At 70.0% G+C, this 566-nt stretch carries 1 protein-coding gene; it reads right to left on the minus strand.

Translation table 11 applies throughout. The features are described from left to right. On the minus strand, positions 1 to 512 hold a 512-nt coding region (locus NLI01S_RS24875; protein ID WP_305778459.1), incomplete at its 3' end, for a ketoacyl-synthetase C-terminal extension domain-containing protein. Positions 513 to 566 lie beyond the last annotated feature (54 nt).

Genomic DNA, 566 nt, shown 5'->3' on the forward strand with positions numbered 1-566 from the left:
GGGAACACGAAAGCGAGCTGACGGCCAAGCTCCGCGACCGAACCGGAGACCGTTCCCGCAACGGCGTCACCCTGGGCAAGGGCGGTCACTCCGCGCAGTAGCTCCTCGTGGTCGGAACCGACCACGACCGCCCGGTGCGACAGTCCCGACCGGGCTCCGGCCAGGGACCGGCTGACGTCGTCGGCTCGCAGGCCACGGTCCTCGACCCATTCGGCCAGCCGCCCGGCCTGCTCGCGCAGCGCCTCTTCACCCGCACCGGACACCACCCACGGCAGCACACCCGGCTCGGCCGGCGCTTCGAATTCCGAGCCGAGAGTCCGCTCAGCAGGCTCAGGTTCGAAGGAATCGGAAGCTGCATCCTCGGAGCCGACACCGGGCTCTTCGAGGATGACGTGCGCGTTCGTTCCACTCACGCCGAACGAGGACACCCCCGCGCGACGCGGGCGGCCCTCGACCGCCTCCCACTCACGGGACTCCGTCAGCAGCTCCACTCCACCCGCGGACCAGTCCACATGTGAGGTCGGCTCATCCACATGCAGCGTGCGCGGCAGCACCTTGTGCCGCAT

This window comes from Nocardiopsis listeri NBRC 13360, assembly GCF_001570765.1.
Taxonomy (GTDB): domain Bacteria; phylum Actinomycetota; class Actinomycetes; order Streptosporangiales; family Streptosporangiaceae; genus Nocardiopsis; species Nocardiopsis listeri.